This window comes from Shewanella sp. Choline-02u-19, assembly GCF_002836205.1.
In the GTDB taxonomy this organism is placed as follows: domain Bacteria; phylum Pseudomonadota; class Gammaproteobacteria; order Enterobacterales; family Shewanellaceae; genus Shewanella.
Window position 1 is genome coordinate 215,593 of sequence record NZ_PJBE01000010.1, and the last position, 15,599, is coordinate 231,191.

The 15,599-nt window shown below is 43.0% G+C and carries 13 protein-coding genes; 5 read left to right on the forward strand and 8 right to left on the reverse strand.

Translation table 11 applies throughout. The features are described 5' to 3' along the window. The first annotated feature begins 5 nt into the window (after positions 1–5). Positions 6–2,423 (forward strand): DNA topoisomerase (ATP-hydrolyzing) subunit B, encoded by a 2,418-nt coding sequence (gene gyrB, locus CXF83_RS01170; RefSeq protein ID WP_101089169.1) that lies wholly within the window; start codon positions 6–8, stop codon positions 2,421–2,423. A gap of 133 nt (positions 2,424–2,556) precedes the next feature. Then, positions 2,557–3,597 carry an HDOD domain-containing protein gene (locus CXF83_RS01175; RefSeq protein WP_101089175.1) on the forward strand — a complete coding sequence of 347 codons (1,041 nt, stop codon included), beginning with the start codon at positions 2,557–2,559 and terminating at the stop codon, positions 3,595–3,597. 81 nt (positions 3,598–3,678) lie between these two features. On the opposite strand, the gene glyS is transcribed toward CXF83_RS01175, so the two are convergent. Together glyS and glyQ are read right to left on the reverse strand one after the other, a co-directional pair. Continuing rightward, the gene (gene glyS, locus CXF83_RS01180; protein WP_101089170.1) at positions 3,679–5,748 is read right to left on the reverse strand and encodes a glycine--tRNA ligase subunit beta; all 2,070 of its coding nucleotides are present in this window, start codon (positions 5,746–5,748) and stop codon (positions 3,679–3,681) included. Positions 5,749–5,759: 11 nt separating this feature from the next. Beyond that, positions 5,760–6,665, reverse strand: a complete 906-nt coding sequence (gene glyQ / locus CXF83_RS01185; protein WP_101089171.1) for a glycine--tRNA ligase subunit alpha — start codon at positions 6,663–6,665, stop codon at positions 5,760–5,762. 117 nt (positions 6,666–6,782) lie between these two features. Between glyQ and CXF83_RS01190 the strand changes: the two genes are divergently transcribed. Continuing rightward, entirely contained in the window at positions 6,783–7,343 is a 561-nt protein-coding gene (locus CXF83_RS01190) for a DNA-3-methyladenine glycosylase I (RefSeq protein ID WP_101089172.1), read from the forward strand. 7 nt (positions 7,344–7,350) lie between these two features. Here CXF83_RS01190 and CXF83_RS01195 read toward each other — a convergent pair whose 3' ends face one another. The 6 genes from CXF83_RS01195 to CXF83_RS01220 form a co-directional block, all read right to left on the reverse strand. Next, a complete protein-coding gene (locus CXF83_RS01195; RefSeq protein ID WP_101089173.1) occupies positions 7,351–8,001 on the reverse strand; it encodes a hypothetical protein in 651 nt (216 codons plus the stop codon). A 226-nt stretch (positions 8,002–8,227) separates the two neighbouring features. Next, the gene (locus CXF83_RS01200; protein ID WP_101089006.1) at positions 8,228–11,428 is read right to left on the reverse strand and encodes an amidohydrolase family protein; all 3,201 of its coding nucleotides are present in this window, start codon (positions 11,426–11,428) and stop codon (positions 8,228–8,230) included. 280 nt (positions 11,429–11,708) lie between these two features. After that, positions 11,709–12,152, reverse strand: coding sequence for an MOSC domain-containing protein (locus CXF83_RS01205; protein ID WP_101089007.1), 444 nt, complete (start codon positions 12,150–12,152; stop codon positions 11,709–11,711). Between the two features lie 36 nt (positions 12,153–12,188). Continuing rightward, positions 12,189–12,434: a sulfurtransferase TusA gene (tusA, locus tag CXF83_RS01210; protein WP_101089008.1), complete on the reverse strand. Its 246-nt coding sequence runs from the start codon at positions 12,432–12,434 to the stop codon at positions 12,189–12,191. Positions 12,435–12,585: 151 nt separating this feature from the next. Then, entirely contained in the window at positions 12,586–13,053 is a 468-nt protein-coding gene (gene ybaK, locus CXF83_RS01215; RefSeq protein WP_101089009.1) for a Cys-tRNA(Pro) deacylase, read from the reverse strand. A 30-nt stretch (positions 13,054–13,083) separates the two neighbouring features. Beyond that, the gene (locus CXF83_RS01220) at positions 13,084–13,545 is read right to left on the reverse strand and encodes a GNAT family N-acetyltransferase (protein WP_101089010.1); all 462 of its coding nucleotides are present in this window, start codon (positions 13,543–13,545) and stop codon (positions 13,084–13,086) included. A gap of 289 nt (positions 13,546–13,834) precedes the next feature. Between CXF83_RS01220 and CXF83_RS01225 the strand changes: the two genes are divergently transcribed. Next, the gene (locus CXF83_RS01225) at positions 13,835–14,584 is read left to right on the forward strand and encodes an ETEC_3214 domain-containing protein (protein ID WP_101089011.1); all 750 of its coding nucleotides are present in this window, start codon (positions 13,835–13,837) and stop codon (positions 14,582–14,584) included. A gap of 15 nt (positions 14,585–14,599) precedes the next feature. Beyond that, positions 14,600–15,568, forward strand: a complete 969-nt coding sequence (locus CXF83_RS01230) for an LPP20 family lipoprotein (protein WP_101089012.1) — start codon at positions 14,600–14,602, stop codon at positions 15,566–15,568. The last annotated feature ends 31 nt before the right edge of the window (positions 15,569–15,599 follow it).

Genomic DNA, 15,599 nt, shown 5'->3' on the forward strand with positions numbered 1-15,599 from the left:
ATAATATGTCAGAGAATAGTTATGATTCTTCGAGTATTAAGGTATTAAAAGGCCTTGATGCGGTACGTAAAAGACCAGGAATGTACATTGGTGATACCGATGATGGCACCGGTCTACATCACATGGTATTCGAAGTGGTCGATAACTCTATCGATGAAGCATTAGCCGGCCACTGTAACGACGTCATTATTACTATTCATGCCGATGGTTCCGTTTCGGTTAAAGATGATGGACGTGGTATCCCAGTTGCGATTCACCCAGAAGAGGGTATTTCTGCGGCTGAAGTGATCATGACGGTACTGCATGCTGGCGGTAAGTTCGATGATAACTCGTATAAAGTTTCTGGTGGTCTTCACGGTGTAGGTGTTTCAGTGGTAAACGCACTCTCTAGTAAGGTGCAGTTGACCATTCGTCGTGACGGTAAGCTTTATGAGCAATTTTACACCCACGGTGTACCTGATGCGCCTGTTAAAGAGATTGGTGATTCGACTAATACCGGTACTGAGCTAAGATTCTGGCCAAGTACCGATACGTTCACCAATGTTCTGTTTCATTTTGAGATTCTTGCCAAGCGTGTCCGTGAACTGTCTTTCCTAAACTCAGGTGTAGGTATTCGCTTAATTGATGAGCGTGATGATAAAGATGAGTTCTTCAAGTACGAAGGCGGTATTAGTGCGTTTGTTGACTACTTAAACGTTAACAAGACACCGGTAAACAAAGAAGTTTTCCATTTTATTCATGAGCGTGACGACGGTATTACCGTTGAAGTGGCTATGCAGTGGAATGACGGTTTCCAAGAGAACATCTTCTGTTTTACTAACAACATTCCTCAGCGCGATGGTGGTACTCACTTAGCGGGTTTCCGTGGTGCGTTGACGCGTAACCTGAACAACTACATGGAAAAAGAGGGTTATAACAAGAAGGGCAAGACTAACGCGACTGGCGATGATGCTCGTGAAGGTTTGACCGCTGTTATCTCTGTTAAGGTTCCAGATCCTAAATTTAGCTCACAGACCAAAGACAAATTGGTGTCGAGTGAAGTTAAAACGGCTGTTGAGCAGACAATGGGTGAGCAGTTAGCTGATTACCTAGTTGAACATCCAAATGAAGCTAAGTTGATTGTTGGTAAGATCATCGATGCATCTCGTGCTCGTGAAGCGGCGCGTAAAGCCCGTGAATTGACACGTCGTAAAGGCGCATTAGATTTAGGTGGTTTGCCAGGTAAGTTGGCCGATTGCCAAGAGAAGGACCCAGGTCTTTCTGAAATATACATAGTGGAAGGTGACTCTGCTGGCGGATCAGCCAAGCAGGGACGTAACCGTAAGAACCAAGCGATTCTTCCGCTTAAAGGTAAGATCTTAAACGTTGAAAAAGCACGTTTTGATAAAATGTTGTCTTCGCAAGAAGTGGTCACGCTGATTACTGCACTCGGTTGTGGTATTGGCCGTGATGAATATGATCCTGATAAGACCCGTTATCACAACATTGTTATCATGACCGATGCCGACGTCGATGGCTCGCACATTCGTACCTTGCTATTGACCTTCTTCTTCCGTCAAATGCCTGAGCTTATCGAACGTGGTTATATCTATATTGCACAGCCACCTTTGTACAAAGTGAAAAAGGGTAAGCAAGAGCAGTATCTAAAAGATGATCCTGCACTAACTGAGTACCTAACGACTCAAGCATTGGATAACGCTAATGTTTATCCTTCGCAAGGTGCACCAGGTATGTCTGGCCAGCCGCTAGAGACATTGGTTAAGCAGTACCGCGAAGTAGAAGCGGTTATTAAGCGTCTTGAAAAGCGTTACCCAACTAACATTGTTGACTTGATGTTGTACCACCCAACATTAACTAACGAGATGTTGAGTGATGAAGCACAAGTTAAAGTTTGGTCTGATGCCTTTATTGCTGACTTAATTGAAAAAGAGTCTGGCGGTATCTTGTATAGTGCAGAGCCTATTCTTGATCCAGAGCGTCAGGTTTATCTACCAAAAATTACTATTCGTAAGCATGGTATTGATACTAACTATCTGTTCACATATGACTTTTTCCAGTCTACCGATTATCAGCGCATTGTTAAGTTAGGTGCTGAGATTGATGGTCTAGTTGAAGCTGGCGGTTATGTTCAGCGTGGCGAACGGACTAAAGATGTCACTAGCTTTATTGAAGCACTTGATTGGTTAATGAGTGAAGCTAAACGTGGTCAATATATCCAACGTTATAAGGGATTGGGTGAGATGAACCCTGAGCAGTTGTGGGAAACTACAATGGATCCAGAGTCTCGTCGTATGCTGCAAGTGACCATTGAAGATGCGATTGGTGCTGACCAGTTATTCACTTGTTTGATGGGTGATCACGTTGAGCCTCGTCGTGAGTTTATTGAGTCTAACGCGCTTAACGTGGCTAACTTAGACGTATAGTCTTATTGCGAAAGTATTTACTTTGCAAATAGTGAAATCGGCGCATACAGCGCCGATTTTTTTTGTTGTATTGCATATTAATCTTTACCACAGCCTTAACAGTGGTGGATATTATTACTCCCGGTCATCGAAATTGTTCAAAAAAGCGTTTAAAAAGCTGTTTAATATCAGAGATAAAGTGATCATTGAGAAACCTAAAAGTTTCAGCGGTCAGGCAGAATACTCTCAAGCTATCTCATCAGTACCTCCAATAAACAATACTCCTTCAGCCATACCGCCTGTAGCGCCCATCGATATATCAGCACTGTTTTATAGTTTGTTATTTCCTAGCACCTTACAAAATGGTGTGGCTAACGAGTTAGAAAAGAGCGTATTTAGACGGGTAGAGGCAGCACTGTCTTCTCCTAAAGCCATTGCGGAAAGAGTGTTGAAACTCCCGACACAAGTGGCGGCGCTAGATAAACAGTTAGCAGATGAATCTAGCAACACTAAGGTTTTACTGGCGCTCATAGAAAAAGACCCTGTGCTGAGTGTTGAAGTGCTAAAGCTATGTAATACTCCTTTGTTTAGGCGCAGTGAAAAAGAGATCACCAGTTTACAACTGGCTATTGTGCAACTTGGCCGAGAGCAGATAAGGCGCTTTATTACTACGGCGTTATTGCGGGACTGTATCGAGATCAAAGCCATCTATTTTCGCCGTTTTGGCTCACAGATCTGGCGTCACTCAATGCAAGTCGCTTACCTTGCAAGCGAGTTAACTGATGAAGATGCTGACAGTGCATTTCTATTAGGGCTTATTCATGATGTTGGTAAAATCGCTATCTTCAAGTTGCTATTAGAAGCTTTTAAGCAGGCCGATCCGGGTGAGCAACCTTGCTCAAGCTTATTTCGACAGGTTATGACAGCGAAATCGTTAAGTTTAAGCGCCTTACTTGCCCAGCACTGGCAGTTACCAGCAGTATTTGAGGCTGAGCTTGGTCGTTTGGCTGTTGTGGATTCTAAGCCTGTTGGTGGCTTAGCTGAAGTTGTTTGGCGGGCTAACTTAATCAGTGAATGCTCTATGTTGTTTGAAGCCGATAAGCTCAATGAGCAGCAACTTAATCGGTTGTTGCTAGAAGCTGGTCTTGATAGAGGCGGTTTTGATGAGCTACATCAAAAGCTTATTATGTTTTAATTTGCGGTTATCACCTAGGGGCAGATACAAAAAAGCCCCTAATTAAGGGGCTTTTTATTGGGTTACAGTAACAAAATTACATTACTGCAGCAGTGAGATATCAGCAGCATGTAAGAACTGTTCACGTAGGCTAGTAAGTAGCGCTAGGCGGTTGTTCTTAAGGGCTTCATCGTCATCCATCACCATCACATCTTCAAAGAAGGTATCCACGCTTTCACGTAGGTTTGCCAGTAATGCTAGCGCTTCTTGATAGTTAGCCGCAGCAAACAGCGGTGCTAATTGTGGTTGCAGTTCATTTAGCTTAGTGGCGAGGGCTTTTTCTGCTGGTTCAACGAGCAGTGCACCGTCGATAGTCGCAGGAAGTTCACCTTCTACTTTAGCCAAGATGTTTGATACACGCTTGTTAGCGGCAGCCAGTGCTGATGCTTGCTCTAACGTTCTAAAGTGAGCAACAGCTTTAATGCGGCTTTCAAAATCTGCAGGTGCGGTAGGGCGACGAGCCAATACGGCTAGAATAACGTCTACACTCACTCCTTGATCTTGGTACCAAGCACGGAAGCGACCCATAAAGAACTCAAGTACTTGCTCTGCAACCTTGTCGTTCGTTAACGTTTCACCATGTAACTCTTGTGCTTTAGCAATCAAATCAACAAGATCGAGTGGTAAGTTGTTTTCTAAACAGATACGTAGAATACCAATGGCTGCACGACGTAGTGCAAATGGATCCGCTGCGCCTTTCGGTGCTTGGCCAATACCAAAAATACCCACTAAGGTGTCTAGCTTTTCAGCTAAGGCAACACTAATTGAGATAGGGGCGGTTGGCACTGTATCGCCTGAGAACTTAGGCTTGTATTGCTCTGATAATGCCACGGCTACCGCTTCAGTCTCACCATTAAGACGTGCGTAATGCATACCCATGGTGCCTTGAAGATCGGTGAATTCCATGACCATGTTAGTCATCAAGTCAGACTTAGATAAAAGCCCTGCACGCGCAGCTTCTTCGCTATTAGCACCAATGCTGGTGGCGATATAACCGGCCATTGCTGATATGCGTTCTACGCGCTGCTTGATGGTGCCAAGCTGCTTTTGGAATACCACAGTTTCTAAACTTGTAAGACGAGACTCTAGTGAGTTTTTCTTATCGGTTTCGAAGAAGAATTCTGCATCGGCAAGACGTGGGCGAACCACTTTCTCGTTACCGGCAATAATCTGCTGCGGATCTTTAGATTCGATATTGGTGACAAAGATAAAGTTAGGCATTAGCTGGCCCGCTTTATCAAATACTGGGAAGTACTTTTGGTCGCCTTTCATGGTGTAAACCAAGGCTTCAGCCGGCACGTCTAAGAACTTCTCTTCGAAGCTCGCCGTTAGCACTACTGGCCATTCAACCAGTGATGTAACCTCTTCCAGTAAGTCGTCTTCTAGATCGGCTACGCCACCTAGTTTAGTCGCTGCTGCTTCTGCATCGGCTTTAATCAGTGCTTTACGCACCTCATAGTTGGCCTCTACTTTACCTTGTTCTTTTAGTGCTGATAGATAGTTGTCGGCATGATCAAGCTCGAAGCTTGGTGTGCCCATAAAGCGGTGACCACGAATAACGCGAGCCGACTTTATACCTAACAACTCACCTTCAACAACATCACTGCCAAGGAGCATCGTCACTGTGTGAACTGGGCGAATAAATTGAGTGGTGTTGTTACCCCAGCGCATAGGCTTAGGGATAGGCAGCTTGTCTAAAGAGCGTTGTGCCATCGCGGCAATAAGGCTTTTTGTTTCAACACCAACCACTTTAGCTTGATGTAGTAACCATTCACCTTTATCAGTTTTAAGACGATCAGCTTGCTCTACAGTAATACCATTACCACGGGCCCAGCCCATAGCGGCTTTAGTGGGGTTACCGTCTGCATCGAATGCTTGTGCTACTGCTGGTCCACGTTTTTCGACCACTTTGTCAGCCTGAGCTAAAGCAAGTTGGTTAATGCAGATAGCTAAACGGCGAGGGGCTGCATGCCATACCGCAGTTTCAAAGCTAAGCTCAGCTTTTTTTAGTTCATCTGTAAAGTTGCTAAGAAAAGACTCAGCTAGCTTACGCAAAGATTTTGGAGGTAGTTCTTCAGTGCCTACTTCAATCAGTAAGTTTTCAAAATTCATAAGTTATTCCTCTACTTACCGATTGGGAAGCCAAGAGCTTCACGTGCTTGATAGTAAGCTTCAGCAACACCCTTAGCCATGGTACGAACGCGTAAGATATAGCGCTGGCGTTCAGTAACCGAAATAGCGTGGCGTGCATCAAGCAAATTAAATGCGTGAGAGGCTTTCATGACTTGCTCGTAAGCAGGTAATGGTAGCGGCTTTTCAAGTGTTAGCAGATGTTGGCAGGCTTTCTCGCAGTCATCAAAATTTCTGAATAACACTTCAACATTAGCATGTTCAAAGTTATAAGCTGATTGCTCAACTTCGTTCTGGTGGAAAATATCACCATACATCACTTTGCCCAATGGGCCGTCTGTCCATACGAGGTCGTACACGTTGTCGACTTCTTGAATGTACATTGCAAGACGTTCAAGGCCGTAAGTGATCTCACCTGTTACAGGCTTACACTCCAATCCACCTACTTGCTGGAAGTAAGTAAATTGCGACACTTCCATGCCGTTTAACCAAACTTCCCAGCCTAGACCCCAGGCACCTAGAGTAGGTGATTCCCAGTTGTCTTCAACAAAGCGCACGTCATGAATGTTCATGTCGACACCTGCGGCAGCCAAAGAACCCAGATAAAGCTCTTGAATATTATCTGGAGATGGCTTTAACACGACTTGGAATTGATAGAAGTGTTGTAGGCGATTCGGGTTGTCGCCATAACGGCCATCAGTAGGGCGGCGACTAGGTTGAACATAGGCACAGCTCATTGGCTCTGGGCCTAAGGCTCGTAAGAAGGTCATAGGGTGGAATGTTCCAGCACCTACTTCCATGTCCAATGGTTGTACGATTGCGCAACCTTGCTGCGCCCAGTATTCCTGAAGGGTCATTATGAAACCTTGGAATGTTTTTACGTCGTGTTTGGTCGTCATATCCGCTTGTCTACTGCCTGGAAGCTTAAATAGAAAATGGTGTCGATTATACCTTGTAGGATTAAGCTTATATAGGTTATTTTTTATCTCATAGATTAAAAATATAGGATTATGACAATGGAAGTGACACGTTGCGGTTGGGTCGGAAAAGATCCTATCTATCAAGAGTATCACGATAAAGTGTGGGGTCGACCTGTATACGACAGCCATGAACTGTTTGCCAAACTCTGCCTTGATGGACAGCAAGCAGGGTTGTCGTGGTTAACTATTTTGAAGAAACAACAGAATTACGAAGCTGCTTTTGCCCATTTTGACCCGGCAATTATTGCTACTTTTGATGATGATAAAATAGAAGAACTGTTGCTTAACCCTGGGATTGTTCGCAATCGTTTAAAGGTGAATTCGATTATTAAAAACGCCAAGGGCTACATGGCTTATGTAGAGCATGGTAATGATTTTTCAGAGTTTTTATGGAGCTTTGTTGGTGGTGAACCCATAGTGAATCATTTTACTTCAAGTAAAGATTTCCCTACACAAACTAGTGAATCAGAAGCAATGTCAAAAGCGCTAAAAAAAATGGGATTTAACTTTGTCGGTCCGACAATTTGCTATGCGTTCATGCAAGCCGTTGGTATGTTCGATGACCACACAATAGATTGTTTTTGTTACAAAAAATAGTTTTTAACTAAGGTTGTGTCATTACTAAATTCGATGGGTCGTCAGTGTGTAAGTAGATAGCCTTAAATTCCACTTCACCAAACTCATTTGTATTCAAACTTACAAAGCTGATGTTGGAGTCAAACCTAGCTAAGTGAGCTTTATTTTCTGCTGATATCTCATCTGCTATTAGCGAGATGGCACATATTCGACCTGCGCATGCTAGGTGTTGGTCAAATATATTCGCCTCTTTAAGTTCTAATAGCTGTTGCTTGAGCTGGCTGTCTCTTTTGATGGCGAGCTCACTGTCTAAAGGTAGATTAGATATGTGCTGAATAAATTTATTCATATTCTTCGCTACCTTTGTTATTGCTCCGCTATTTACAGTACCTTGGCTATTAATAAAGAAGGCATCTGTTGATTGATGATCAGTGATCTCAGAGTATATGCTTGTGTTTGCAATCGGTTGAATTTCTACCTTTTGGTTTTCTTCTGGGCTTTGTTGATTAGATGAGACGAGAGTTGCTGTTATTTTTTGATTGATCACATCTGTAGAATCAAGTGGGGCTATAGACGTTAACTCTGGAGTGGTTGTTGGTTCTTTTATAAAGTAGTTAGTAAAGATGACCGATACGATTATGGTGGCGAATATTAGCGCTATGACATTAACTATTTTCATTTATTATTCCGTTAATTTTTGACAAAGAAGTCCTTTCTCTGTTTTGCAGCATAGAGCAATTAGTCCGTTAGCGGAAGTTTTTGGCATTAAATAAAAAAGGATGTTCCACGTGGAACATCCTTTTTGGTTACTGGCTTAAAATATTCATTTTTGTGTCAAAAATAAATTTTCATGAAACTAAAAATCCAGAGCTAAGTTAGCCAGATTGTAAAATTTAAAATAGAATTTATTTTTCAAAAAAGAATGGTTTTCTCTCTTTCCCATTATTTTTTGAACCGCCATTTAACTGGTCCATCGTTTCCGCATTGTAGAGCTTACCGTTAACCATGGTATAAGTGACGCGATCTGTTACACGGATATCTTCAAGCGGATTGCCGTCGATAACAATCAAGTCGGCCAACTTACCTTGCTTGATTGAACCAATTTGATGATCCATTGCAAAGTGCTTAGCCGGATTAATGGTTGCTGTTTTTAGCACTTCAAGATTACTCATTCCACCTTGAGCGAACATCCACATTTCCCAATGGGCTGCTAAACCTTCTCGCTGACCATGAGCACCAATGTTTGACTTAACACCGATTTCGTTCAGTTCATTGGCTACACGTGCAACATTGAAATGATTGTAATGTTCATCGGGTGCAGTAGGGCGACGCATTGAACGCGCATTCAAAATGTCTGATGGGACATACATTGAAAGACGTGGGTGAGCCCAAACATCTGTTTTGTCGTACCAGTAGTTTTCACCTGAGATGCCACCATAAGCCACAACGAGTGTCGGTGTATAACCCACATCGGTTTGACTCCAGAACTGTTTTATATCGCTATAGATATTAGCCGCTGGTAAAGAGTGCTCAATACCTGTGTGACCATCTGCAATCATGGTGAGGTTATGTTGCAGCAAACTACCACCTTCAGGAACGACCATCATCTCAAGTTCGCGGGCTGCGGCGATAACTTGTTGACGTTGGTTACGACGCGGTTGGTTATAACTCTTCACGCTAAAGGCGCCGACTTTCTTTAGGCGTTCTAAGTGGAATTTCGCATCATCTAGTGAGTCAATATGCGATGTATAACCAGGCGCATTAGCACCATACAAGATGGTTCCGGTTGAGAAAATACGTGGGCCAGCGATGTTACCTGCTTTTTGCTGCTCCGATGCGGCAAAAATTTCGGTAGTATCGTTTGATGGATCATGAATCGCGGTCACACCAAGAGATAAGTTCGAGTAAAGTTCCCAGTTCTGCTGTGGGATAATTTCACTTTCACCTTGAGCTCCGTGTGCATGGGCGTCAAACAAACCAGGCATTAGTGTCTTGCCTTTAATGTCGATGACCTTGGCATCACTTGGAATATCGATTATAGATGCAGGACCGACACTGACAATATGGTTATCTTTGACGATAACAGTGCCATTTTCGATGACTTCATCATTCTCCATAGTGATAATGTTGCCGCCAACAAAAGCAATTGTTCCACGTGGAACATCAGCTTTTTTAGTAAAGCCTAGATCGGTAATCTTTGGCTCGACCTTATTGGTATCATCAGTCGCAGTTTCTTTATATTGAATATCGACTTTAACTTGGTAAAGTTCAGGGCCAAGCGTCCAATAAATCTGGTCGTTAGTGTTGTTCCAGCTAATGCTTTCGCCTGCGCGAACACTGAGTTGAGTGACGGGTAAATTACTCGCCTTGGGTCCAATTTCAACCGTTTCGCCATGCTTAGCAAAAGGGGTAACATAAACCCTAAAGCGCTCGGCAAAAGCGAGTTGCTTGCCGTCTGGTGAAACTCTAAATTCAGTTGCATGCTTACTGGTGTAATGGACTCGCTTTTCAAATCCGTTTAAGCCAATTGATGCTAACTGCGGTGTTTCGTCACTTTCCATAAAGTAGACGCGTTGGTTATCTGCGCCGAATTGAGGTTGGTAACCCGAAGCTGTGATCTTAGTATTTTTATCGCCATCTACATCAACTTGGTAAAGGCCTGTTTCCTGCGACCAAGTTTTTGGGGTGATATAGCCACCTTTAGCTTTGCGATAAACGACGGTTTCGCCATCGGGTGAAAAGGTAGGTTCTACATACTTACCTGGCTCTTTAGTCAGCACTTTTACGCGCTTATTGCGCACTGTTGCTAGACTCACCGTTCCTTGTTCTTGGTCATCCCAAGTGGTGAATACAATACGCTTGCCATCCCGAGACCATTGTGGGAATAGTTCGCGAAGTTCACTGTCTAGCTTGGTTAAGCGTTCCATTTTTCCATCTGGTAGGCTTTTAACCCAAATCTTACCCAGTGCTTCAAAAGCGACCTTTTTACCGTCTGGTGAGACTTGCGCCATTCTCAACATCTTCACATCGAAGACATCTTTATCAAGATCTTGTTTAAAGCGAACGGCAGGCTGTACTGTGCGCTCTGACTTTACACTGAAAGGGATCTGCTTAACTGTCTTAGACTCGACTTCGAGTTTATTAATTTTACCGTTAGCCCAGAATACAATCTCTTCGTTGTCGGCGGTCCAACTCATCGTAGGATATACACCATGAATAGCCCAGGTTTCTTGCATATCACGATCTAGCTCGCCATAAAGTTTTTCTGTTTTCCCTGACTTCAAGTCGAGTAGATACAGAGATGACTGGAAGCCATCGCGTTTGATATAAGCCAGCTTTTCACCATCAGGACTTGGAGTTGGACGGATTGCGCCGCCAGTGCCTTGGATAATAACTTCGATATCGCCCGTTTGGGTATCGTAACGTTTGATTTTGTAGATGCCTTTCACTGAATCTTTAGAATAGTGAAAGGTCTTCCCTGGAGTAGCGTCTTGGCTAAAGTAGATGTAACGGCCATCAGGCGAGTATGCAGGTTCGCCCAAGTCTTTTTGTTCATTCGGTCTTTCAGTTAATTTTACGCCTTCACCACCCGCAACGTGGTACATCCAGACTTCGCCAGCGCCTAAACTGCGGCTACCAGTATAATGTTTACGTGCAACTAGGTATTGTCCGTCAGGACTCCATGCAGGGCTGTTAAGCAGACGGAATGTTTCTTCGGTGACAGCGCGAGGGTTACTACCGTCGGCTTCCATAACCCAAATATTGTCGCCGCCATCTTCATCAGAGGTAAACGCAATATACTTTCCATCTGGGCTATAGACTGGTTGCATCTGCCAAGCAATACCCTTGGCTAATGGTATTGCGTCGCCACCGTCGACAGGTATCTGGTAGATATCTCCGAGCAGATCAAACACGATGTGTTGACCGTCAGGGCTGACACTGACATTCATCCAAGTGCCTTCATTAACCTCAATCTTAACTTGCTGAAGTGGTGCATTTGCCGGTGCATTCACTTGCCATGTTTTTTTGTCTTCTTCGGCGACAATAGGGGTACTGAAGCTAAGTGCAATTGCTGCATATAGAGGGGTAAGCTTATTTTTTAACATGCTTGTCCTATTTTTTGTTGTAATTGTTCAGGAGTTGGCAGTATTGGTAACAAGTAGAGTCTACTGCGATAACTGTTATCGCATAAATTCGTTAACAGTAAAACAGAAATACTGTTTCAATTAGTTAAGATCTGCTGAACGGTGCAGCGCAGTAAATTAGAATATGGGCCAGTAGGATTTTATTGTGTAGAAGAGGTTGAGTTGAATGATCTGGTGGGGTGTTCAAGGGGACGGCAACCGCTTTGTTTTTACTTAAAGCGGTTATCTACAATATGAGTTGTTATGCTAATTTGAGTGAAACCGTGTCGTTAATAGCAATACAGGCGTTAGTTATTACACGGCAAGTAACTCCGCCGCGCCAATCTGGCTGCAGTGCTTTTTCTAAACCGGGATAGGCGATTTCCATTTTTTTACACGGATCTGTTTCACCTGTTATCTCTAGGGTGAGTTCACCGATGACAAGTTGCTTGCCTTTATCTTCTGCAGAAAACGCAATGCCTTCGACTAGAATATTGGCTCTGCGGGTAAACCAAGGAAGACGTTTATCAACCTCATTACAGGCCAGTTGCCACTGCTCGATAGACATTACGGTCACTTGACGCTTACCTGGGCGGCCAAAGATGTCATTTTCAACACCCTTGGCTTGAGTCACGGCTGCATGTTCTACCGTTATCATCTCGCCACGTTTTTCTGTTTTATATGCAATACCAATTAGCTTTGCCATCGGAAAAGTCCTTATGTCCGTTTCAGGTAATTAAGGCTATAAGCCTTTCTTTATCAAATATTGATAAGGGGTTGCTTCTGTTTGACTAGCAATAAGAGTGTGGTCCATGAATTCACAAAAGCTAGGGATGTCACGAGTCGTCGCTGGATCATCAGCAATGATCAATAAAGTTTCACCATTGTTCATGCGTCTAACTGACTTACGCACCATCATCACGGGTTCAGGGCATCTTAGCCCTAAAGCATCGAGTTGGTGTTGTGCAGTATTAAATTGGTCGCTCATATTACCTCAGCAGAACGATTAAACAGAAGAGGCTAATATTACTCCAGCGGATGGGTATATCCAAGCTTGTCGCCAGATTTTGTGAACTTGGATTTATTTGCTGAAAACGCTAGGTTCCACGTGGAACATCTTTAAGGATTAAAATCCTATTTTAGGCCGTTATTGAGGTGATATCGGCATTGAGTAATTGCTGTAAGTCGGTCGGTGCTATCTCGATATCTAACCCGCGACGTCCGCCACTAACGTACATTTGAACCAATTGTGCACAGCTATTATCAATGATGGTGAGTAGCTGCCGTTTTTGGGCTAAAGGGCTAACGCCGCCTAATACATAGCCAGAGCTACGCTGAACTTCGATAGCCTCAGCCATAACAGCTTTTTTAGCTTTGCATGCCTTGGCGATAGCTTTTAAGCTGAGCTTATCCGCGACTGGGATAATCGCCACTGCAAGTTGCTTGCCGTCTAGCTTTACCACTAAGGTTTTAAAGACCAAACCTATTTCGACTCCGATTTTTTCAGCTGCTTCTAACCCATATGCTTGGCATGCAGGGTCATGTTTATACTCATGAACTTGATGTGTAATATTGTGCTTAACGAGCAAGTCTATGGCTGGCGTCATTTTATAACCTAGTGTGGACTGTAGTTAACTTTAAAGTGATTTTTCCATAACTAATACATCAATACCGTGATAAGTCACTTGTTCTACTGTTTGCCAACCTAAGCTGCGATAAAGGCCACCAGAGATATCTTCTGTTTGTAGGTTAATACTTGTTACGCCTAACGCTTTAGCTTTCTCTATAATGGCTTCAACGAGCGCTTTACCTACACCTATACCGCGAGATGATGGTGCAACGTAAACGCCGCCAAGCCAATGTTCACGCTGTGGATAGATGTCCATTTCATGACAACGCAGTTGCGCCGCCCCGAAGAATGTACCTTTATCAAATGCCACCATGATAAGCGGTAGCTTATCGTGATTAAGATACTCTTTAAGTTTTAGTTCAAGCTCACCAACGCTACGACCTTCACCAATATACCCCCACTCATTGCTATACCATGTCGCTATCTGGTGTATTGCTTGTGGCTTTTCTGCGAGTAAATACAGCTGCATCTACGCTGAACCCCTTTAGTGATTAACGCTACTTTAATTTAACAATTACTTATATAGTATCGAGTAAAACAGATCGAGAGTATGGTTTTTTATATCGAAAAAAGGTCAATATACCCGATCGAAGGATGAATAAAACTCAATTTTGGGAGCTATCACCTGTTTTATTATAAGTTATAACTTTTACATGCCTTTTACTTAACTTACTCTAAGTTGTTGTGATATCGTATGTTTATTGTAATTGGCTAGTGTGTTCAGCCATCATTGTTATTTCAAGGAAGATTACACCTACATGGACAGTTGTGAACAACCAATCAAGGTTAGTTTCTGGAGCAAGCTACAAAGTGTCGCCCTGACAGTTGTTGCTATTATGTTGTCTCTGGGCCAGTGGAATGACACTAAAGATGCACTTAGTGCAGTTTATGAATCATTTGTCGCCAACTGGACTAACGATATTGAATATAAGCAAATATCGACTCTACACGTTGGCCAAACTCAGGCTTACATAACCAGTGTTTTCGGCAATCCTCACGTATCCAAAAAATCTAAGTCTGATACCGGTATCGTTTATTTTTATTACGGTAATAAAAAATACCAACTAACACTGGCCATCAAAGATCAACGTTTATCTGGCTATGCTGTTGTTGGTTTAAAAGCAGATTTCCAAGTCTCCGTTCCCTACACTGAGCAGGCGTTACTATCGAGTCCGTTAGACAGCTATTTTACTCAAACAGATAGCTACTTTTCTGACGCAAATAACATTGAGTATTACGCTGAATCACATGATTTAGGCAAGAAAGTGATGTTTTATAACTTAATCATTGGCTCGGTGAATTATGGCAACTTTAGCCATGACGACAGTTCAGCTGTAAAAAAATTGAATGCAGATTTGGACCGTGGCATTGAAGATGTCAGCAGTGCTTTAGAGGCCAGCAGAAATTTAAAGCCTAATTATTTTGCCGTTACGGAGCTCGCCCCTAAAGTGATGATTGAAGGGCTATTAACGCATTTTGAATATAAAACACTTTTAAAAATAGATTAATATCAAGGACGAAACATGAATCTAAAACTTAGCGCTATTTTCCTGGGGCTAACACTGGTTGTTGCTTGTCAGTCGACAAGTAAGACGCCTGATTGGTACTTAGAGCCTATCGTGACAAATGCTGCGGAGTTAGTTGCTGTTGGTCAAGGCACATCTCTTGATAAAGCCAAGCAGAAGGCAATGAGTGCGCTGAATCAACAATTGTGGACTGAAGTTAAATCGAGTGGGCAGAGTCGCAATATAGCCAATGATATCAATGGTAAAGAGCATTATCAGCAACTTAATGATTTTAGTGTTAACACCAAAACATCGGCCGTTATCCTAAACGGCGTGACCTTTTCTAAAGCTCAGCAAGCGGGTGATACGTTTTACGTTGAAGCTAAAGTGGCTAAGGATAATGTTAAAGCTCAGCTAATGGCGGACGTTAAAAACTACAACGGACTAGCTCAATTTGAATTGGACACCTTAGCGCAAACTGACCCATTAGTTTGGTGGTTAAGAAATGTCGATGTGAGTGACCTTGAGAGCAACATGGCCAGCAGGTTATCAATGCTATCGGCTCTGTCATCAACAGAAAAAACACCTAACAATCTCATTCCTAAATTGAAAGCTAAAGTGGCTGAAGTGCACTCCGGCATTAAGGTCGTGATAGCTGCAAATCCACAAGATCGGTGGATGAAAAAGTCGATAACGGCTTATTTAACTAAGTATAAAATTCAGGTCGTTGACAGTGCTAAAAGTCATTTTAGCCACCAGCTTATTCTTGATACTGATTGGCGTAAGAGTCATATCTCCGATATGTACATCTCTACAGTGCAAGTGAATCTTGTACTTAAAGATAGTCATAATTTAGTTGTTGCGAGTAACGAAATCATCGCCAACGCCAATTCAGTGACCAGTTTTGAGCGCGCCAATGAAGGTGCCTCACGCCATTTCTCTGCCAAATTAAAAGAGCAGAACTTTTGGAAAGCTTTAGGGCTTTAGTAAGATTTTTATAAATAAATATGGATATTGA

Excerpts from the sequence above, each read along its gene's own strand:
- tusA (WP_101089008.1), bottom strand. The coding sequence starts at position 12,434 with ATGAGCGACCAATTTAATACTGCACAACACCAACTCGATGCTTTAGGG.
- ybaK (WP_101089009.1), bottom strand. The coding sequence starts at position 13,053 with ATGACGCCAGCCATAGACTTGCTCGTTAAGCACAATATTACACATCAA.
- CXF83_RS01225 (WP_101089011.1), top strand. The coding sequence starts at position 13,835 with ATGGACAGTTGTGAACAACCAATCAAGGTTAGTTTCTGGAGCAAGCTA.
- glyQ (WP_101089171.1), bottom strand. The coding sequence starts at position 6,665 with ATGACGACCAAACACGACGTAAAAACATTCCAAGGTTTCATAATGACC.
- CXF83_RS01190 (WP_101089172.1), top strand. The coding sequence starts at position 6,783 with ATGGAAGTGACACGTTGCGGTTGGGTCGGAAAAGATCCTATCTATCAA.
- CXF83_RS01195 (WP_101089173.1), bottom strand. The coding sequence starts at position 8,001 with ATGAAAATAGTTAATGTCATAGCGCTAATATTCGCCACCATAATCGTA.
- gyrB (WP_101089169.1), top strand. The coding sequence starts at position 6 with ATGTCAGAGAATAGTTATGATTCTTCGAGTATTAAGGTATTAAAAGGC.
- CXF83_RS01220 (WP_101089010.1), bottom strand. The coding sequence starts at position 13,545 with ATGCAGCTGTATTTACTCGCAGAAAAGCCACAAGCAATACACCAGATA.
- glyS (WP_101089170.1), bottom strand. The coding sequence starts at position 5,748 with ATGAATTTTGAAAACTTACTGATTGAAGTAGGCACTGAAGAACTACCT.
- CXF83_RS01230 (WP_101089012.1), top strand. The coding sequence starts at position 14,600 with ATGAATCTAAAACTTAGCGCTATTTTCCTGGGGCTAACACTGGTTGTT.
- CXF83_RS01200 (WP_101089006.1), bottom strand. The coding sequence starts at position 11,428 with ATGTTAAAAAATAAGCTTACCCCTCTATATGCAGCAATTGCACTTAGC.
- CXF83_RS01205 (WP_101089007.1), bottom strand. The coding sequence starts at position 12,152 with ATGGCAAAGCTAATTGGTATTGCATATAAAACAGAAAAACGTGGCGAG.